This is a genomic window from Halomonas sp. 5021 (genome assembly GCF_036663435.1).
GTDB lineage: Bacteria > Pseudomonadota > Gammaproteobacteria > Pseudomonadales > Halomonadaceae > Vreelandella > Vreelandella janggokensis.
In genome coordinates this window covers 118,777-138,554 of the sequence record NZ_JAXOVU010000009.1, presented here as the reverse complement: position 1 = coordinate 138,554, position 19,778 = coordinate 118,777, and the positions used below count along the sequence as shown (strand labels likewise).

The 19,778-nt window shown below is 50.2% G+C and carries 20 protein-coding genes and 1 pseudogene; 9 read left to right on the top strand and 12 right to left on the bottom strand.

The genetic code is table 11. The annotated features are described in order from the left end of the window. The first annotated feature begins 375 nt into the window (after nt 1-375). The 6 genes from R3F64_RS14615 (at nt 376) to R3F64_RS14590 (ending at nt 7,296) form a co-directional block, all read left to right on the top strand. Nucleotides 376-1,110 (top strand): helix-turn-helix transcriptional regulator, encoded by a 735-nt coding sequence (locus tag R3F64_RS14615; protein ID WP_332612239.1) that lies wholly within the window; start codon nt 376-378, stop codon nt 1,108-1,110. A gap of 183 nt (nt 1,111-1,293) precedes the next feature. After that, on the top strand, nt 1,294-2,532 hold the full coding sequence (hemA, locus tag R3F64_RS14610; protein ID WP_332612237.1) for a 5-aminolevulinate synthase: 1,239 nt from the start codon (nt 1,294-1,296) through the stop codon (nt 2,530-2,532). Then, complete coding sequence (locus R3F64_RS14605; protein WP_332612235.1) at nt 2,516-3,040, top strand: GNAT family N-acetyltransferase; 525 nt, start codon at nt 2,516-2,518, stop codon at nt 3,038-3,040. The genes hemA and R3F64_RS14605 overlap by 17 nt, the downstream gene beginning before the upstream one ends. Next, nucleotides 3,037-4,119, top strand: coding sequence for a Gfo/Idh/MocA family oxidoreductase (locus tag R3F64_RS14600; RefSeq protein WP_332612233.1), 1,083 nt, complete (start codon nt 3,037-3,039; stop codon nt 4,117-4,119). The genes R3F64_RS14605 and R3F64_RS14600 overlap by 4 nt, the downstream gene beginning before the upstream one ends. Nucleotides 4,120-4,169: 50 nt before the next feature. Beyond that, a complete protein-coding gene (gene asnB / locus R3F64_RS14595; protein ID WP_332612231.1) occupies nt 4,170-6,026 on the top strand; it encodes an asparagine synthase (glutamine-hydrolyzing) in 1,857 nt (618 codons plus the stop codon). Nucleotides 6,027-6,093: 67 nt separating this feature from the next. After that, nucleotides 6,094-7,296 carry an MFS transporter gene (locus R3F64_RS14590; protein ID WP_332612229.1) on the top strand — a complete coding sequence of 401 codons (1,203 nt, stop codon included), beginning with the start codon at nt 6,094-6,096 and terminating at the stop codon, nt 7,294-7,296. Nucleotides 7,297-7,559: 263 nt separating this feature from the next. Here the strand turns inward: R3F64_RS14590 and R3F64_RS14585 are convergent, their stop codons facing one another. The 5 genes from R3F64_RS14585 to R3F64_RS14565 all read right to left on the bottom strand — a co-directional run bounded on the left by R3F64_RS14585 (nt 7,560) and on the right by R3F64_RS14565 (nt 13,838). After that, complete coding sequence (locus R3F64_RS14585) at nt 7,560-8,300, bottom strand: hypothetical protein (protein ID WP_332612227.1); 741 nt, start codon at nt 8,298-8,300, stop codon at nt 7,560-7,562. A 127-nt stretch (nt 8,301-8,427) separates the two neighbouring features. Next, nucleotides 8,428-10,311 (bottom strand): UvrD-helicase domain-containing protein, encoded by a 1,884-nt coding sequence (locus R3F64_RS14580; protein WP_332612225.1) that lies wholly within the window; start codon nt 10,309-10,311, stop codon nt 8,428-8,430. Continuing rightward, nucleotides 10,308-12,497: an ATP-dependent nuclease gene (locus tag R3F64_RS14575; RefSeq protein WP_332612223.1), complete on the bottom strand. Its 2,190-nt coding sequence runs from the start codon at nt 12,495-12,497 to the stop codon at nt 10,308-10,310. The genes R3F64_RS14580 and R3F64_RS14575 overlap by 4 nt, the downstream gene beginning before the upstream one ends. 396 nt (nt 12,498-12,893) lie before the next feature. Next, nucleotides 12,894-13,277, bottom strand: coding sequence for a gamma-glutamylcyclotransferase family protein (locus R3F64_RS14570; protein WP_332612221.1), 384 nt, complete (start codon nt 13,275-13,277; stop codon nt 12,894-12,896). A gap of 303 nt (nt 13,278-13,580) precedes the next feature. Continuing rightward, nucleotides 13,581-13,838 (bottom strand): DUF427 domain-containing protein, encoded by a 258-nt coding sequence (locus R3F64_RS14565; protein ID WP_332612219.1) that lies wholly within the window; start codon nt 13,836-13,838, stop codon nt 13,581-13,583. A 179-nt stretch (nt 13,839-14,017) separates the two neighbouring features. On the opposite strand from R3F64_RS14565, the gene R3F64_RS14560 reads away from it, so the two are divergent. Further along, nucleotides 14,018-14,179 carry a hypothetical protein gene (locus R3F64_RS14560; protein WP_332612217.1) on the top strand — a complete coding sequence of 54 codons (162 nt, stop codon included), beginning with the start codon at nt 14,018-14,020 and terminating at the stop codon, nt 14,177-14,179. A gap of 88 nt (nt 14,180-14,267) precedes the next feature. Here the strand turns inward: R3F64_RS14560 and R3F64_RS14555 are convergent, their stop codons facing one another. After that, nucleotides 14,268-14,744: a helix-turn-helix domain-containing protein gene (locus R3F64_RS14555; RefSeq protein WP_332612215.1), complete on the bottom strand. Its 477-nt coding sequence runs from the start codon at nt 14,742-14,744 to the stop codon at nt 14,268-14,270. 187 nt (nt 14,745-14,931) lie between these two features. Here R3F64_RS14555 and R3F64_RS14550 point away from each other — a divergent pair, with 187 nt between their 5' ends. Further along, nucleotides 14,932-15,414, top strand: coding sequence for a DUF2938 domain-containing protein (locus R3F64_RS14550; RefSeq protein WP_332612213.1), 483 nt, complete (start codon nt 14,932-14,934; stop codon nt 15,412-15,414). Nucleotides 15,415-15,429: 15 nt separating this feature from the next. Here R3F64_RS14550 and R3F64_RS14545 read toward each other — a convergent pair whose 3' ends face one another. Beyond that, nucleotides 15,430-16,029, bottom strand: a complete 600-nt coding sequence (locus R3F64_RS14545; RefSeq protein ID WP_332612211.1) for a glutathione S-transferase N-terminal domain-containing protein — start codon at nt 16,027-16,029, stop codon at nt 15,430-15,432. Beyond that, entirely contained in the window at nt 16,029-17,240 is a 1,212-nt protein-coding gene (locus tag R3F64_RS14540) for a YbfB/YjiJ family MFS transporter (RefSeq protein ID WP_332612209.1), read from the bottom strand. Before R3F64_RS14540 ends, R3F64_RS14545 begins: the two co-directional genes overlap by 1 nt. Before the next feature lie 148 nt (nt 17,241-17,388). On the opposite strand from R3F64_RS14540, the gene R3F64_RS14535 reads away from it, so the two are divergent. Continuing rightward, nucleotides 17,389-18,282, top strand: coding sequence for a LysR family transcriptional regulator (locus tag R3F64_RS14535; protein ID WP_332612207.1), 894 nt, complete (start codon nt 17,389-17,391; stop codon nt 18,280-18,282). 27 nt (nt 18,283-18,309) lie between these two features. Here R3F64_RS14535 and R3F64_RS14530 read toward each other — a convergent pair. From R3F64_RS14530 to R3F64_RS14525, 4 genes and pseudogenes are all read right to left on the bottom strand, one after another. Further along, nucleotides 18,310-18,513: pseudogene (locus R3F64_RS14530) on the bottom strand (alkylphosphonate utilization protein); the annotation flags it as partial. Then, nucleotides 18,468-18,716, bottom strand: a complete 249-nt coding sequence (locus tag R3F64_RS19425) for a DUF7380 domain-containing protein (protein WP_442908835.1) — start codon at nt 18,714-18,716, stop codon at nt 18,468-18,470. The gene R3F64_RS19425 and the pseudogene R3F64_RS14530, both read right to left, overlap by 46 nt. A 131-nt stretch (nt 18,717-18,847) precedes the next feature. Beyond that, the gene (locus tag R3F64_RS19420; protein WP_253025903.1) at nt 18,848-18,982 is read right to left on the bottom strand and encodes a zinc ribbon-containing protein; all 135 of its coding nucleotides are present in this window, start codon (nt 18,980-18,982) and stop codon (nt 18,848-18,850) included. Between the two features lie 175 nt (nt 18,983-19,157). Next, nucleotides 19,158-19,565 (bottom strand): hypothetical protein, encoded by a 408-nt coding sequence (locus R3F64_RS14525; protein WP_332612206.1) that lies wholly within the window; start codon nt 19,563-19,565, stop codon nt 19,158-19,160. Nucleotides 19,566-19,778 lie beyond the last annotated feature (213 nt).

Below are 19,778 nucleotides of genomic sequence, written 5' to 3'. Positions count from 1 at the left end.
AGAAGCGTGTCTGAATCTTTGATTTTTTGTCGACTCAAACCGCGATTGGCGATAATCGGCAGTTATTCAGACCTTCCCTAGCAATAAATTTCGTAGACGCATAGATTTACCTATTAACACTTTCGGCTACAGGTATGACCAGCGTTACGTTGCCTCTTGCCTGCTGCTTGCCATCTACATGCGCCAGGCGGAGCACCACGATGGCGACGTGCCATTTGCAATACCCATGCCCGCAGAACTCGGTTTGGCATCAGCGCCTGCTTTCCGAAGCATAAAAGGCCATGATAAGATTTTTGAACAATAAGAAATCATTTGCCTAGCAATAAGGGAATAAGTGATACCGGCTTTCTCACTTTGACGGATAGGGGCATAGAGATGATTAGTCAAACTGACATTGATGGAGTTATTTTCAATCATGAAACAACAGAAAATGCTAACAATATAACCAAAGAACTAGACATTGCATTGCAATCTTTGGGCGCAAAGAGGTATGCATACTTTTATTCAGGAAGTTTCGATGACCGTCCTAACATAATTACAAACTTACCAGACGAATGGCTTTCTGAATACGAAGAAAATTATTTATACAATGTTGATCCAGTCCTTGATATTTCTAAAAAGACGGTCTTGCCCTTTTCGTGGATGACTCAAGGGCTTAATAAAAATAACAACAACCAGCTAGCAGCCAATGCTTTAAAATATAAAATTGTGAAAGGCCACACCTTTATCTCAATTTCTCACAACAATGATATTGGTGTTCTCACAGTCTGCGCTGACAAAAAAGACCTGCACTTAGACTCTATAGTTGAAAGTCACAAAGCTGAAATTCAGTTTGCTTTACTAAGACACCATGAAAACTATGTAAAACAATACAAACAAATTAGAAACACCAAAAAAAATGAGCAGATTAAAAGGCTTTCCTGGAGAGAAAAAGAAGTAATAAATTGGATAGGATGCGGCAAAACTTATTCAGAAACTGCCATAATTTTAGGTATTTCTGAACGCACAATAAAATTTCACGTAGCAAACATAAAAAACAAGCTGGATGTGTATAGCTCGAGACAAGTTATTTCAATTGCGTCTAAGCATGGATTGATAGGAAAATCATAAGATAGTTAGCCCCGAACACAAAGCGGGGCTTTTTTGTGCCTAAAATTCACCCCCTGACCCTAAGTACAGTTGCTGGTGCATCAAGAAGCACTAGAATAACACTGTCTTTTGCAAAACTGATAGAACAGATCATAAAAGCTTGATAATGGCTTTTATTGTCTAACTATTACACAGGGGGCTTGTATGTTTGAACATAACATTAAAAAGAGGTTAAGTGACTTAAAAAACTCCGGCCAGTACCGCGAATTCATTACTCTAAACAGGGTTTGCGGAAGCTATCCTCTAGCGCGAATACCAAGCGATTCATCATCTCATAACTCAATTGTTATGTGGTGCAGTAATGATTATCTTGGCATGTCGCAACATCCTTGTGTACTCACAGCGATGCACAAAGCCATAGACGATTATGGTGCTGGAGCAGGCGGCTCGCGCAATATCGGTGGCACGCATCAAAGCTACTCTGAATTAGAAACCAGTATCGCTGAATGGCATGGTAAAGAAGCGGCTTTGGTCTTCCCTACTGGCTACAGTTCTAACGATGCCACCATCCAATGCCTTCTTCGCCTTACACCGAATGTACTTGTTATCAGTGATGAAAAGAATCACGCCTCAATCATCAATGGCGTTCGCTCCACAACGGTCGAGCGATCTGTTTTCCGTCACAATGATGTTAGCCACCTTGAAGAAATATTGGCAGCCCAACCATTAGATAGACCGAAGTTAGTTATCTTTGAGTCAATCTATTCTATGGATGGAGATATCGCGCCAGTTGCAGAAATTGTTGCCATTGCGAAAAAATATCAAGCTTTAACCTATTTAGATGAGGTTCATGCAGTAGGAATATACGGACCTCGTGGTGCTGGAATTGCAGCTGACCTTGGTTTAGCCGACCAAGTTGATTTCATACAGGGCACGATGGCTAAGGCGGTTGGAATCATCGGCGGCTATATCGCCGCATCTCACAACTTCATTGATGCCATTCGCTCCTTTGCTTCTGGCTTCATCTTCACTACAGCACTTCCGCCAGCGATAGTAGCAGCTTGCCACACCAGCATTTCCCATCTCATGACAAGCACGCATGAACGGCATGCCCTACATACTAAAACGCTAATATTACGAGACGCATTAAATAAAGCGTGCATACCGGTCATGTCATGCTCACAGAGCCATATCTTGCCGGTACTGATTGGCGATGCGCGCAAGTGCAAAGCGGCTTCTGAAAGACTGCTCAAAAAGCATGGTATCTACCTACAACCCATCAACTCACCGACTGTGAAAGTTGGGACTGAACGCTTCCGGGTCAACGTCACACCAAACCATTCGATTGACCATATCAATGCACTGGTATCAGCACTTGTTGAAGTGCTAACGCATTTCGATGTCGATTTTGCAGAAGGGGATCGAGATGACGTACCTGCCTGAAAGCCATAATCACGTTCTATTTAACGTATGCCATGCTCGCCTAAAGGATATTGATGCGCTTATTCAACTCCGGGGAAATCTGCTAGATGACGGACAGAGCAACTATGCGAGCCACTCGCCCGAGGAGAAAAAGCTCTGGCGTAAACACTATCGGGCGTGGCTTAAAAATATACTTGAGTACAAAGACCAGACTCTAGTCGCAGTAGCCATTAATGAGCTTGAAAAGCCAATTGGCTGCGCTATAGGCATTATCGATCAAAGAGCGCCATGTCCAGGTGCATATAACGGTATGACTGGTTGGATACAGACGGTCGTAGTGGATCCGATTTTTCGCAATCTGGGAGTTGCAACTGCCCTTGTAGAGTTTATTCATAACTGGTTTCGGCATAACGGAATCACTAAATGGGTTCTTCAAACAACACCGGATGCCGAAATACTTTATCAACGCCTCGGATACAGGGATACCGAAGAGAAAACGCTTTACTATATTGAGGTAGACAAAGCATGAATATTCTCATAGTTGGGCTAGGGTATGCAGGAAATCGGTTTCTTCGTGCTTTCAGATATTTGGATGAGCAAGGGCATTTCCATACTCCCCTGAAGCTAGCCTATGTTGGTCGAACAAAACGTGACAATACACTGCAGCATTATTTCTCCCTTAGTAAGGCTCTAGTCGCCTTTAACCCACAAATAGTAGTTGTCACGGTCAACGATGCAAATCATGCCGGTGTTCTTTCGCAGTTAAGGGATTACACAGGGCATGTAGTGTGTGAAAAACCACTAGTCACTGCGATCGATGACCTTGATGCAGTAAATGACGCACTGAGTGGTGTGAGCGGGTTCAGCTTTGATTTGATTGAACGTTATTCGCTCATTAGTACGTCACTCAAAAGTTTCATATTAGAAGAGGGACTCAAGTTACTGCGGAGCAATTTTCATTGGGGCAAGGATCGCATCAATGACAGACGCCCTACCTGTGGGGCAACTAGTGAAATCATTCATGCACTTGATCTGATCCAGTGGCTTTGTCCAAACGAGGGCCAGTTCAAGTTGCAAGATGTATCAGGTGTCATTTCTGACTTCTCTGTTTCAGGCAACCAAGTGCTTGATACGGTCACATTTTCTAGTCGATTAGGCAATGCAGTGGTCACTGGATACAGCAGTTTCGTTAATATCGTTCGCCAACGTACTGTGGATTTGGTCTTTGCAACTCCATCAGGAGAGTTGGTGTATGCACGCATGATTTTCGATACACCTAACTGGGACGAAGACAATCTACGTGTATGGAAACGTCTCGCAGGTGGCCAAGAAAGCGAACTACTTAGCGTTTCAACTGAAGAGTCCCGAACGGGTACGGCGCTGCATACCATCTACAAGCTGGTGCATTTATGCCAGGACGTGCTCGATCAGGTTTACAAGCAAGCCCCACCAACCATTTCTTCAGCAGACCTTACAACTGCTCTCTCGCTTCAGCGCCAGCTTAATGAAATTGATCGACACGCCAATTTAGTTGGGCCCGTCAAGTACGTGCAGGGTTCCAAGCGAACTTTCACGCAGGATGAATCAAGCCTTGAGGGGCTGGGTTAGTTCCATCGCAAATAAAACGCTTCAATCCATTTATTAAAGAGAATCCGATTATGTGCGGAATAACAGGTTGGTTGTCATTTAAACGAGATATGAAATCAGAGCAGGCCACTCTGAATGCAATGACAGCAACAATGTACAACCGAGGCCCCGACGCTGGTGGAACATGGGTTTCAGACCACATTGGGCTTGGTCATCGTCGCTTATCCATCATCGATCTTGAAGGTGGGCGTCAGCCGATGGTGGAGCGCGATTCGTCTGGGCGGGATACCGTGGTTCTAACCTACAGCGGTGAGGTCTACAACTTTCAGGAACTCCGCTTAGAACTCCAGGCTCAAGGTCACGTTTTCGAAACACGAAGCGATACAGAAGTTGTTATTAAGGCCTTTATGGAATGGGGTGATGATTTAGTAACCAAACTCAATGGCATGTTCGCATTCGCTATTTGGGACGCCCGTTGCGAAGAGCTTTTCCTGTTTCGCGACCGGATGGGGATCAAGCCTCTTTACTACTTCCAGACACAAGATGGGATCGTTTTTGGCTCCGAACCGAAAGTTCTTCTTGCCAACCCGTTGGTACCGCGCCGGATTAAAGCTGATGGGCTCCGTGAAATACTTGAGATGGTAAAAACACCCGAGCACGCGATCTTTGATGGCATGAAAGAAGTACGCCCTGGGCAGGTTATTCGTATATCGCTCAACGGATTGGATAAGCGAACCTACTGGCATCTTGAGGCAGCGGAACATACTGATACTCAAGAACAGACCATAGCCTATACCCGTGAGCTATTAGAAGACATTGTTGATCGTCAGATTATCACCGATGTGCCTCTTTGTAGCCTTCTCTCTGGTGGTCTCGATTCTTCGATAATAACGGCCCTGGCGTCCAAGAAGCTGCTTGAAAAGGGCCATGAAAATATTCGGTCATTCTCCGTGGACTTTGAAGAACATGGAGCAGGCTTCGTAGAAGATGCCGTTCGTGGTTCGAGCGACGCTCTTTTTGTCTGGGATTTGGTAAATAGAATCCATTCTTCGCACGGAGAAATCGTTCTCAACAGTGCGGAGCTTGGAGACCCGGGGCTGAGACAGACGGTTATTCGAGCTTTGGATTTACCGCCAGCCTATTGGGGCGACATGTGGCCCTCGCTCTATCGTTTATTCCAGGAAGTGCGTAAACAATCGACCGTTGCTTTGTCTGGAGAGTCCGCTGATGAGGTCTTTGGTGGCTATCGCTGGTTCCACGATCCAGAAGCTATTGAAGCCGAAACATTCCCCTGGCTGACATCAGCCACAGGTAAGTACTTCGACGGTAAAACCCTCTTCAATCCGAGTCTACTCAAGCAATTAGATATGGAAAACTACTTGCATGATAGCTATCAGCAGGCGATTAGCGAAACGCCAGTGCTGCCGGGTGAAAATGCCACCGAGCAGCGCATGCGCCAGATGACCTACGTAAATCTAACCCGTTTCGTCCAAACACTGCTTGATCGTAAAGACCGCATGAGCATGGCTGTGGGACTAGAAGTCCGTGTGCCCTTCTGCGACCACCGCTTAGTGGAGTATGCATTCAATATCCCTTGGGAAATGAAAAGCTTCGATGGTCGTGAGAAGAGCATCCTTCGTGCTGCTACTGGAGATATTCTGCCTGAATCTATCTCCCAGCGTGTGAAAAGCCCTTACCCATCAACGCAGGATCCAGCCTATGAGAGGACATTACGTACCGAAATGGCACGCATCTCTAAGGATCCTAACGCGCCAGTCATGCAACTACTCGACCGAAAGCTTGTGGACCAAATACTCGACCGTAAGCTTGGCACGGTCTCCCCGATGTATGACCGCATGGGACTTGAATTAGCCACCGGACTCAACGCTTGGCTGACTGAATACGACGTCACTGTAGATATTCAGTAGCAAGTACTTACTCGGTTTTGGCAATTGCCAGCTTCAATTCAGATTTTATTATTTTTTGGAGGTAAACGTGAAACAGCAAAATATGGGGGCGGTTTTTCTGATTGCTCTGGGTGCCTTTGCACTAGGAATGGCGTCCTACGTCATTGCTGGGCTGGTGCCAATGATTGTCAGCGATTTCAGTGTGTCAGTTGCGACAGCTGGCCAGCTGGTTACGGCCTTTACGCTGGCCTATGGAATCGGATCACCAGTATTCGTTGCAATGCTTCCTGCCCATAAGCAGCGTTTGGGCCTACTCATTGCGTTGGCCATTTTTACAGTTGCAAATTTGGCCAGTGCGCTGGTAACAAACTATGCAGTACTGATCGTAACTCGAATTTTTGCTGGCGTTGGTGCGGGAGTGTACCTAGCCATGGGAATTGCAGCATCGGCTGCGCTCGTGCCAAAAGATAAACGTGGCAAAGCACTTGCAATCATTATGGGAGGGATGGCCAGCGGTACCGTCTTGGGAGTTCCTGCCGGACTGATGATAGCTGAGCAATTGGGATGGGCCTCAACAATGTGGCTAATTGCTATTCTGGGGCTTGTTTCAATGGTGGGTCTGGCAATAAAGCTCCCTGCACTTCCCGCCTCTGAAGCCTCTACCCTGCGAGAAAAATTTGCCATCCTTAAAGATAGAAAAGTCACATTAATTCTGACAGTTTCACTATTGGCAGCGGTATCCAGCCTTGGGCTCTACACCTACATCGCACCCATGATGGCTAATGAAAGCTTCGGCGGTATTTCAAATATTACTCCCTGGCTCTGGGTATGGGGTATTGGCGGCGTAGTGGGCAGTTTCCTTATTGGTCCAATAGCAGACCGAGTTAGCGGGCCAAAACTGGTAGCCATCATCATGCTTATGCTGGCAGTCTCACTAGCAGCCTTGCCTTTCACTGCGGGAGTTAATGCCTGGCTGGCAATGGTTCCAATTGCTATATGGGGTGCTGTGGGTTGGGCCCTACAAGTACCACAGAACAACCAGTTGATATCCGCTCGCGAAGGGCTTGGCGGCGGTAATGTAGCCGTAGCACTCAATGAATCTGCGCTTTACCTGGGTAGCGCAATTGGCGCCGCAGCTGGTGGACTGATTTTCGCCTTCCAGTTGGGAGGATGGGCCCTGCCTTTTGCTGCCGCATCAGTGGCTGGCCTGGGCCTACTGTTGCAATTGATTGCATTGAAATCAGATGGCATTTTCAGCGTAAATAAACCTGCAAGCTGTAGCTCTTCCTGACTTTCGTATCAATGTGGCATGGCCCCGCTGCTCTCTAGTTGAACTTAACTAAGGCGGCGAGGCTTTGCTTGTATAGACTACAACCCGTTTCATCCACACACCCGAGCTGTTCTACACCGGCATCACCAGGGCTCGCGGATAGCTCACGCTCATCGAAGCCTAGCGCGGGATATTGAATAATGATGCGGTAGCGAGAGAGGTTATGAGAGTGAGTGGAGTGCTCCAAATAATAGGGTGGATGAAGCGCTAGCGGAATCAGCGGCCTAATTAGCTTGCTTGTTGGAACTCTTATTCTCCCAGGCTTGGCCAGCCAACAGGTACTCATACTCATTGCAGCCGAGCAAGGCTGCACGAAAAATCATGGTATTAGCTTTTGAGTAGCTTTCAATAGCCACATACAACACAAGCACCCAGAGAAGAGCAAACGACACAAACCAAATATCGTCCATCGATGGCAGTTTGTCCGAGTTGATAATTACTTTATTAAATTCTGAGTACAGGTAAACAAAAACCGTCCAGCACAACACCATAAACGCACGTAAGCCGATGATTCGTACTCTCACCCTACTTTCGAACTGTTGAATATTTGACTTGATCGGAGCTAAAAGCTCAGTATTTCGAATGCCAGAATTATCAAGCCGCTCAAGCACGGCACTTATGTGTACATCTTTAACGACACAAAAACCATAGGATGAGGGAGCTGAGAACATTGATAAAATCAAGGGAATTAAAAACACCAGAGGATAAGCAAATTGACCAAACAGATCACCACCAGGACTGGTCAATTCTACCGTGATCCATTTCATTACAATGAGGCCCAATAATGCTAGAACAGAAAACTTTATGATGTCTCGCAAGAATAGATCAAACCCTCTCCTTAGTAGTTTCAAGGGATAGTAAACTTCCCTCCGAAAAAACTCGAAAGCCGTGAGAAACGATCGCTTTTCTTTAGCCACGATCCTCTCAAGATCGAAAATTATTGCTTTAGATATATCAAACGCCATCTCTTCTCCTTGAGTTTCAACCAACGCTAACCTGAGGCCCGACCGTTAAAATAGAAACATAATTGAACAACTAGTTACAAGCCTATAGCATCATGCTCTTTTATAAGAGGGCTTTCTTTCACCGAAGCTAGTCGAAGATATAGATACACTCTGAGTCAAAAAATGCTTTATCAATTATTGAGTTACGCATCTGCATCGTGTCCTCGGCAAATACCACCACAACAAGGTCAGAAAGTGCCCGCGAGCAACAAACATAAAACAAGCGTCGTGTTCGATCGATAACAGAGTCCTTTCCGGCAGCAATGTTCGCGCTATCAGTCTCCGAGGGTTTCGTTACACCGAAATACTTGCCGTAGGAAAACGTGTTGGTTCTCCCTTCTTGATCATCAACGACTACAATAACCTTATCGAACTCAGCTCCCTTAATGCCTTGCTGGGTGGCAAAGGGGGACATCTTCTCTATGTACTTCCGGTACCCCCACAGTTCCGATACTTCGCATTGCATGAAACGAAGTGCAGCATTGTTGGTCGCTGGATCGACAACCGGTTCAGGAGTTTCGGTGTAGGTATTGATCAGCTCAGTATAACGCTCATCTAATACTACCAAGCTGCTATCCCTGATAAAACGCATGACGTCACCGATGCACACACCGCCTTCAGCTCTCAACAGTGCCCCCAATTCATCGATATGCTCTCTTAATCCGTCCAGCAGGCCCGCTGTGTCGGTAGCAGCCAGAGCATCGGGCTGCAAACGAGGACAATGTTTACGAAGCAGACGCATAATCTCAAACTCTCGTCCTTCGTGCCGCGCAAGCACCAACGGCAAAATGCAGGATAAGAAGGGACGAACTACCCATGCCGTTCCGTCTACCAAACCGGTGCTGAGCTCCTCGGGGGCTCTATCATTGAGTGCACTGTATAGGTTGGGAAATCCCAGCCGGGCTGCGGCCATCCGGTGAACCAACACCAAAAGTCGCAGCGCTTCCTTGTCCTCATCCTCCAGCCAGGACTCATCGCCATCCTGATCGACCAGCCATTGACGTGCTTCCTTCAGACGCTCCTGTCGACGCTCATCGGCAGGTAGGATCAGCACCCTGGCAGACCCTTTGACAGGAACTTCTTCACCGTTTATTACAACGTGGCGTCCACGTATTTGCTCAAGCCCATCGTCTTCTGCTCTGATTCGATTGATAACGCGGAGTACAGCTTGCGGACATCTGAAATTCTCAGGCTTCTCCAGCGTTTCCCACCCCTCTTCCGCCGGGATAGAACCGGCACCTTGCATGTAGATTTTTTGCACCGGGTCGCCGAAGAAACCAAGACAAAAACCTACCGGAATAGCACGTGCCACTTTGCGCAGGGAATCCACAAAAGCAGGATCGGTGTCCTGGCTTTCATCGACAAAGATGACCGGAAAGCGCCTAGCCAAGACGGTCTGCATTAGTGCACGACCTGCAATAAACTCGGGGCCTATCTTAAGGATATCGCTGTGACCGATGACACCGTTTGAATAGTCGCTGCCAGTCCCGTACCGAAAACTTTTTACCGAACCGATCTCTGTGAGCTGGCGCTCATAGCGTTCGATCAGTTCTGCGGCTCGAATTTTCGTGGCTTCTCTCGTTCTCGGTTTGTCGATTTTTTCCTGCTCTTCTGCAATTTTCTCGTGCAGCCGGTTACTGACCCATTCCAGGAGATTGTTTTGAAACGGCTTGATGAGTGTCCAGAGGAAGCTGTGGATCGTGGAGACGTGAAATAATTCGTCATCTCCGACGTCACCCCGAATTTCTTCCACGGCCACTTCGGTGTATGTGATGCAGGCAACTTGATGCCCGTTTCGTCGCAGGGCAGGACCTTGGGTGCGCTCGATCTGCGCAAGAGCTTTGACCAGCGATGTTGTCTTTCCCGAACCGGCCCCCGCAACCATCACGAAGTGCCGATTGCCGTCACCCGCGAGCCGCTCGTGAAGTGCCGCGTCGGTTTTTGTATTGGGTTTGCCGATACGGCTTGTCATACGGCATCACCTTCTTGTTGGTCGTTTTCTTCAGCTATTACGCCCAGTGTAGCTTCGAGCCAAGTTAAGCCTTCGGCTATATAGCGAGGGACTTGCCAGCTATCTGGGTTTTTGGATAGCAGCGCGAGCGCGAAGTCAGTTTTCTTGTAGTTTGAGCTGTGTACCTTTTGATGAAGCTTCTGTGCGAGATCTTCCAGATTTTTCGGTGCGCGCACCCGTAGTCTCAGTTCACGATTGGCGACATCTTGAGTCCAATCCAGGTTGTCGAAAGCAAAGGCAACTTCGAGCGTACGACCGGCACGCTCTATCTGTTCGCCGTTGCACTCAAGATTAACAGTGCAGGGGTAGGTGACGCGGATAGCACCCAATCCGAATTCATCTGCTGCTATTGTCTTGGACTCAGCATCGACATCCAGGAGCTCGTCGATTCTGTTTCTACCAGGTAGCCACTGTGCAAGCACTTGATTAGATGTCACCGCGTCCGGAGTTTCCGGCGTGCAAGTTTTACCTCGGGTAGCTTCTCCCTCATCGTCATCACCTTCTTCCACTGGTTCGACGCCATCATCCACATCGACAGGTCCGCTCACACTGTCCAAATCAGTAACGACCAGCGTTGTTATCCCGAGAAATTCAATAAGCGTGCGGAAAAGGTGGGCGTAAGCACCACCGATTTCGAGAACGCTAAGGTAACAGGACCGTAAACCCGGTGCCGCTTTCTCAATCATCTGCGGCATGACCAGCCGTTCGACGTTGCCTTCAACAAGCACTACCGCGTCGGCGAAAAATATATCGCAGTGCGTTAGTTTTAAGTACCGTTCCATAAAGTCTTGGCTCGGGCTGCCTGTCGTCCGATAGAACTCCGAAAGATTCAGAATTTTAGATGACTGCTCAATGCCCGCCCCTTCGCGCCGGAAGTAACGAATAGGCTGAAAGCCGCGCTCATAGAGAATGTGTGGCGAGTGGGTGGTCAGTACTAGCTGGGTGTGAAAGCCATCAGGGTCGTCATCTTCTGCCGCCAAAATCTCCTGTACCTTGTTGACAAACACTTGCTGTAACTGGGCGTGCAAATGGGCTTCTGGTTCTTCGACAAACACTACATGCAGAGGTGGGCGTTTTTCCTCCGTTGCAAACCATTGCGCATGAAGATCAAGAAGTTCGACGACCATGTAGATAAGGTTCTTGAAACCGAGGCCGTTGTATTTGTCGGGAAGCGTCAACCCGTCATCATTCAGAGCATAGTGAACATGAGCACCATCTTGGCTATTCATAACTGTAGCTGGATTAAGCGCCGATTTAATAATTAGGCGCGGGTTGGTCAGCCCTGGATATCCCAGTTGCCCAAGACGCTGGAGGGTATCAGTAAACACTCGTTCAAGATGCTGGTTGAGCAAAGCCTCGGATTGCGCCAGCGCCCGGATCGCGTTGTGGTCCTCGCCGTGGCGCTCCAGGTTTCTTTGGTAATAGCGGCTAAGATGTCGAGAAAGCTCCTCCGAGCGGCTGCCCCCCTCGCTGTCTGACAGGTGACGTTGGGCGTGCAGAAAGTCAACCTTAATCAGAGAGTTGACAATGTCTCTCCCTGTGCGACCTTGTTCGCGTAACAGCTCTAAAGGTTCGTACCCTGCGTTTGGCTCCAGATCATTGTTGAACTGAGACTCATCGAGGACAAAGTATTTGAATTCATACTCTTTCTGGATTTTTTCTTCGAGAAATTCACGCAGCGACCGCGGCGAGGCAACATAGGACGCTTCGCCTTCAGAATCCCCGACTGCTTTTTGTGCCAGAGCATACTGTTCGCGGAAGCGAGCCAATGTTTCATCTTCGCTGCAGGGTGCAAACGCGATACGAACGCCGACTTTCGATCCCTGCCAGTCAAGGTTAGGAAGCAGATCAATAACACGATGAAGGTCTGCCTGCTCGACCTCAAACCAAAGATCAATTGATAAGACAGGAAGCGAAGCACCTTCTTGCTCTGCTTCAAAAGCGTCAATATCGCCCCAACGGCATGCGCTGATGTCATGAAAGTTAAAACGGTCTCTGGAACCACCGGTGAAGAAGTGCATCGCATGTGCGACAGACGTCTTGCCGCTGTTATTCGAACCCACAAAGATTGAAATTGCGTTATCCAGATCGATTGTCACATCCGAAAGTCGGCGGTAATTTTTTACCCTGATAGCGCTCAAAAACATCTGTTTCTCCACATATAACCCATTTGCTCTGGGTTGTAGCACAATCTACATAGCCACCTTGATTATCAAGCCCGATGTGCTAACGAAGCCATTGAATAATTTTCTGCCATTACTACTCTTCTAATTGTCTGCAGAGACCTCCGTTTGAACGCTTGGGGTAGAAAACGACGAAGGGGCGGTTCTATATAACTCTTGGCTTTGCGGCGCGCCGGAGCGCAGCGTAAGTGCGTCCGCCAACAGCCACTTGTGCGCCAATTGCAGGTCATTTTTCAACCATCCCTGCCAGTACCGGATTGCTCTGAGTGATGCAGGCGGCGACGTACATACGATAGGCGGGCGGCATGTCATTCTCTGCCAGGCCCGTCAGGATGTGTCTGGCGTAATCGGCGCTGGTTTTCAGCTCAGGGCCCGCTCCCTTTGCAACGTGGTTGTAGCCGAGATTGCGGCTCCATCTGACTGGACAACATCAATCGTGGTCCGGACGTAATTCGTTCCCTCTCCCTCAATGGCGTCGAGCGATTTTCGATTGAGTTTTTTTGCTTCCTGACGGTACACGAGCGAATGGGGAATCTCATAGAGAACACCAAAGATCGGACAGCCGTCTGGATTAGGGCTGATGCTTGCCGCAGCACAGCTATTTGTCTCGCTCCAAACTGGAAAGCAAAACCTGTAGGGATCGACCGTTTGGGCGATTCCAATGCGCCGGGCATCACCGGCCAAGCGTTCCGGTGAGTTCAAGCGCTTTCTGCTCATATTCGAGCCGTACTGGAAAACGAGCATACGATTCAATCTCCTGGCGCATAGAAGTGGTTCTACACCCCGCTGCAAAACCTCAATGAACGCGACAGCACATTGATTGAGGTTACGCAGCCAAGAAAAACACTCTACCCAATTGATTTTATTAAAAAGAAATTTTCGGCAGCATATGCAAAATTCTCGAACCGACGCGTTTTGCTATTTCAATAATACTGGATACCTACCCTAGCTTGATTCTTCATTAAACATCCCCAACTGTACGCCTTCCCCACCAAACGCCACCCTACCCGCTATCGTTTCCATACCCTCAATCGGTTGTTCGTAGCTCTAGGCAATGTCTTTATTGTCGCCCAGCGAAAAATACACCGTGTCGCCTTTAAATGGGCAATGGGTGGTCGTTTCTGAGGTGGTAAGCACATCCATCCGCACGTCTTCGCGCGGGAAATAGTGGCGTGGCGGGTAGCCGGTTTCGCGGAGTTCGAGGGCTTGGGTACTCTTTATAACTTCCACAAGCAGCTTGCCATCCACATGCACCTGCACGCGCTGGCTAACGGGGTGAAGCTCGATGCGAGGTGCCTGTGGCATTCGATTGTTCCCTGCGGCGTTTTTTCGCCCTAGTTAAATGAGCCTAGCAGTTGGCTCCGTTGATTCCTACGCTTGCCTCATCAAACTTTAGGATACGGGTATGACGCGGGTCATGTTGATGCCATTACTACCGCCCTACCACTGGCTTTGGAAATGCTTGGGCATTAAGACAGGACGTTTTGGAAGGGCTTAAGGAAGGCGAGCAGCGTGCTTTGGAAAGCCAACGCAACGCGGCCCGTAAGCTGATCGCTCGCACCGAAATGGATGATCAGATGGTTGTGGGCATCGAAGAGCTGCCCGTCGAACAGGGGGAGAAGTTACGGGCCGATATCCAGCATTAATGCCTAAACAAGCTGGCGTGACCGCCGCCAGCAAGAGTTCACAGCGCTCACGAGACTATTTTTCAGACCAACCCTGATCCCGCTTTCTTCAGTCTCTACCTAACGATGATGCCTTGCGACTACCCCCTCCACCCTTCCGCCTCTTGCGGGCCTTTTTCTGCTCACGCCCTCGCATCGCCTGGCGCGTTTGTGCAATTCGCATCAGACGTTGAAAGGTGGGGCATTCCAGGTGACTTGGCGCCGTACAAGTCACCACATGACGCAAACCATCACGTAGTGCTGTCAGTTCTTTAATGCGGCGATCCAGCAGATCCGCCTTGTCACTCACCATCTCACGGTCGATTTCCGGCTGTCGTTCAGAACCCAGCATTTCGCGTATCTCAGCCAGCGAAAACCCCGCGACCTGCCCCAGCGCAATCAATGACAAGCGCGTTAATACGTCCGTTTCGAAAACCCGGCGCAACCCATTGCGCCCAACTGATCTGATCAGCCCCACTTCTTCGTAATAGCGCAGTTTCGAGGCGGGAATGCCGCTTTTACGGGAGAGTTCGGCAATATCGAGCATGGCACTTGACTTCAAGTTGACTTGAAGTAATAAGCTACTTCGCCTCACCCTAGCCTTCAAGGAGATTGAGGAAGATGCCTCTTTTCAATAATCAGGCTCGTTTCACCCACAGGGTCAGCCCTGCCTTTACGCGATTGGCCGTCGTTCAGACCACACTGATTATCACCATCACTTTGGTTGCACCGAAATGAACGGACTGCTGATCGATGCTCTATTGCTCGGCGTTGGGGCGACCGCTTTCATGGATATCGTAGCGCTGTTGCAAAAACGCCTGCTGGGTATCCCCTCACTGAATTACGCGATGGTCGGGCGCTGGCTGGGTCACTTGCCGAGCGGCAGGTTTATCCATCGCCCTATCGGCAATAGCGCACAGATCCAAGCAGAAGCGCCTCTAGGGTGGTTTGCGCATTATCTGATTGGGATCGCTTTCGCGATGACGTTCCTGGTACTTGTTGGGCCAGGCTGGCTCGCCCGCCCTACGCTTATGCCTGCGCTTGGTTTCGGTGTGATGACGGTGCTTGCGCCTTTTCTTGTTTTGCAACCTTGCTTGGGCGCAGGGATCACCGCCCGTAAGACACCTCAGCCAAACGTCGCCAGGCTTCGCAGCCTTGTGGCACATTCCAGCTTCGGTCTCGGTCTATGGATTGCGGGCTTGGGATGGTTGCTTTGATGTGGTCAGCCTCTACTAACAGAATGCCGTCTGCTGGAAGCTCTTTGTTGCCACCATGCCAGCGTGCCAAACCTGAAGTTGTGGATACGCTTCTTTCCAGCGCACCTCTGGCAACCTGAAAGCTAAGTAATCTAGCGCAACGGCTATCGCGATTTCACCGAGATTGACTGACGAGGCAAATGGTTTTTTAAGCTCGCTGTCCAGTTGTTTTAAGATTCGCTGTATGGCTCGTTGGCGTCTTAGCCCGAGTTCGCTCTCTTCAATCTCATTGCCATAATGCTTTCTTGAAATCACGGTCGTGAAAGCGGCATCCATCAGGTTTTGACCCAACCCAGCCAAGTGCAACACATCACCCAAACACGTTGAGGGAATCATTGGCTTGTTGGGACTAACGCCATCCAGATAAACGGCAATCAGCATCGACTCGCTTAGTGTGGTGCCGTCCTCCGTTACCAGCGCGGGAATGCGCCCCGCGGGGTTGGCCTTTAATAGAGCAGCATCGTCTGACCAGGGGTCGCACCACGTCAGCGTAACGACCTCATCTAGCCCTTTTTCAATTAAAACGATGCGCGCCAGGCGCGCATAAGGTGACATTGCGTTCAGGTAGAGTTCCATTATTGCCTCCTATTTTGAACAGTGAGATGGCTGTGGCGCTGTTGCACACCACGGCTTAGAAGCACCAGCAAAAAGCCTCCCGCTAGCACGAGGCCGCCGATGGCAAATAGTGGCGCGTAGGTACCCCAGAGCTCGTAGAGCGCTGACATGGCATAACCTGCCACCGCTTGGGCGGCAGCGAAGGCGGCGGTCGCTTGCCCCCAGAGCTTTTTGTGGGCGGTTGGCCCTACCAGCTCAGCAAGGCGGCCAGAGGTGAGTGCGACAATGCCGGGGATCATCGCCCCCACCATGAAAGAGGAAACTGATTGACTGAGGAATGCTAGCGAGAACACCGGCAGCGAGACGGCAGCGGCCTTCGCCACAAAGGCAATCGCTAAACCGCGATGCCACCCCACTCGCTGCGCCAGTGCGCCTACCATGAACGGCCCACACAATGCTCCCAACCCGAAGATGCCCCACTGTAGGGAAGCGGCTTGATTACCCAGGGCATTTTCCCTGGCGAGATAGTCCACCCAGAACACGGTATGGGGCACAAACCCAACGGCATCCAGGGCATAAGCGCCGATGACAAGCAGCACGACCACCTTTACGCCCGCATAGCCCTTGCGACCATTGCCCCCTGGGTCAGCCGCTACCGGTGAGGCTAGGCGAGTGATGCCTCGGTCGCATAAAAGACCCGCAATAACGCAGAGCAGCCCCAGCGTGCCCCAGGTAAACGCTAGGCTTAACTCAATGAGTAACGGCACGATGGAGGCCGAAAGCAGTGCCCCCAGACCAATACCGGTAAACACCATGGCACCGACACGGGTTCGCTTTTCAGGTGGGGTCGCTGCCAGCGCCAGCGAGGGGCCAACGACCATTAAGCTGGCTCCGGCAACGCCTGATACGAACCGCCAGAAGAAGAACCAGGTGAAACCGCCCTCACCGGCGCAGAGCACAAAGCTTAGTGCGATACCCGCGAAACTTGCGCCGACCACCTTGCGAGGGGAAAAGCGCTCACTCAGCGAGTGGGCGGCGAGTGCGCCGATTAAGTAACCCAGCAGGTTGGCAGCCCCAAGGTAGGCGCCTTGGCTCGCGGTGAACCATCCCTGTTGAATAATTGCAGGCAATAGCGGCGTATAGGCAAAGCGAGCAATGCCGATTCCAGCCAACGTCGCCATTATCCCGGTTAACAGGGCGGGCACGTCTTGGCTATTAAGCTTACTGTTCATCACGTTATGTCCTTTTCGTGCCGCCATTCGGACAAGGGGGCAGCGCGTTGGTACACAGACAGACTACGTGCGAGGGAGTGTTTTCTAGAAACGATTAGTTATGATAGCTACTATCTTGTTTAGAGATAACCTGACAGGGAGATGGCGCGTGCAACTTAAATCGCTGCGACTATTCATGGCGGTGGCCGAAACAGGCAGCTTCGTGGCGGCCGCAAAACAGCTACACACCGTGCAATCCAACGTGACGGCCCACATTAAGAAACTTGAGGAGGAGTTGGGCGTACAGCTCATTCATCGAGCGGGGCTAGTCCGCCCTACGAGTGCTGGTTTAGCGCTGTTGGAATATGCTGAGCGCATGTTGGCTGCCCATGATGAAGCAGTATCGCTATTTAAGGGCCAAGATAAGACCTGTGGCCAGCTACGCATAGGCGCCATGGAAACCACGACCGCGCTGCGCCTTCCGCCGATACTGGCCGCGTACCACGCAGCGCAGCCTGAGGTTGATATCAAACTCAAGACAGGCCCAACGGCTGAACTGGTCGAATGGTTGCTAAACGGGCAGGTGGACTGCGTATTTGTGGCCGGGCGTATCGAGCATCCCCGCTATCACTTGCTCAAAGCGTTTAGCGAGCAACTTGTGTTAGTGGGCTCAACGCCTATGACGACGATGCCCTCTTCACAAGAACTGCTGACGTCTGCCTTCTTGGCGTTTCGCCAAGGGTGTAGCTATCGTCAGCGGATCGAGTTATTGCTGGCGTCTTATGGCGTCAATGCAGGCCGGATATTCGAGTTCGGGTCGCTGGACGCGATGCTTGGTTGTGTCTCTGCGGGGATGGGCTACACGGTGCTGCCCCGTGTGACGGTCGAAGCTCACCAACACCGTTTCGAGGTTCACTACCTGGAATTGCCCACGTCCATCGCCAATGTCGATACCTATTTTGTCGCCCCCGAACAGGAGTCCTGGACGCCAGCCTTGGCAAGCTTTGCTGAAACGTTGCGTGACGCGGTGGTATTGGATGAACCCCAGCTTACTGCGTCGTGAAGTGGAGCGAAGAATTCCGGATCTTATTCAGGCTTTTTTCACAAAATGGGCGGTGACCATCATGTCGCCGACGCCGTCGACCTTGCAGTCCAGTTGGTGGTCCTTGCTGTCCACGAGCCGCTTGATAAAGGCTTTGGTGCCAATCTTGAGCACCAGTGAGCTGTTTTTCACTTTGAGGTCTTTTATCAGCGTGACTTTGTGGCCTTCTGCCAGCAGGGTGCCGTTGGCATCTTTGAGCATGCGTCTGCGAGAAACCAGAGAACAAGCCCTTGTTCCAGATTGCCTTCATCGACAGCCTCACGAGTAGCCGTCGATAGTGCTTGCCACATGGATGAGTAGTCTTCTCGTGCGGCAGTATTCAGTGCCTCATCCCAGCGTGATGGTTCGAAAGCTTCTCGTGTTATAAGTGTATTGGTCGGATCGCGTGTCAACATGGTTTCGCCTTGCTTGAGGGTGCCTAACGCAAAGCTAACGTGCCAGGTGGAGCGAAGCGGAACCCGGTTATGTTGAACGGCGTGTTAGAGAGCCCCCAGCGTACTGGGGCTCTCTGTACCTGCCCATGGGATCACGGCGTGAACTCTGTGCCGTGACATCGTGGGCATGGCGGCAGCGTATCGGTCTCATCATCAAGCCGCACCGTTTCTCCGCACTTATCACATGTGTAGATGCCCTTTCCGGGCTGTTCACCAGTGGTGGACATGGCATTCCCTTCTCGTCGGTGGCCCAAATTAGCACGAATGCAAGGTGGGCCAGACTTGCATCCGTGTCGCGCCCATGGCGGTTCGGCATTAGCTGCTCTAACGCCGCTCTGCACGCACGGCTACCAGATGGAGGCGAAGCCGCAATTGTAGTAGACGTCGCCGTGACTGGCCTTGTTAGGGCTTTTCGTATAGGTCATGCTTTGCCTCTAGCGGAGAAAACATCACCATTTTGGCGTCTTCACTGAATCCGTACTTTGCGATCCTTGCCTGGCCAGAGTGACTGTGTGCCGAGGCGTCGACCCAGTTTACCTCAACGTCAAACTCGAACTCATATACCGGTGGGACTGAACCTTCTCGCGGTTTGCCTTTGTTTACGAAATTACCCGCCGGCATCTCTTGAAAAATGACTCTACACTCCATGGCTTTGCCAGCTGATAGCAACATTGAAGAGCCATCGGTAGTTTCTAGCCTTTGAGAAAAATATGTCCCACCATCGTAGTCGGCATGCTGAAAACGTCCTTGGACCGAGGTGATCAAGATATCGCGAGTGCCATTATTGACAAGAGCAAACATCGGATTCATTAACTCACCTAACTTGTCGATTCGGACAAGGTGTAATCTATCGCTGACTCTCAGCTGAACCCAGTAGAAGGTGAATACACTGAGACCTAGCGCTATTGCAGATAGGGATATTGATACATATTCCATTCGAAGTCCTAACGCCTAAGTTCAGTTATCGGCCAAAGCGCGTCAGCGCTTTGGGTGGTCAACTGCAGCGCTTCGTTATGCATAAGA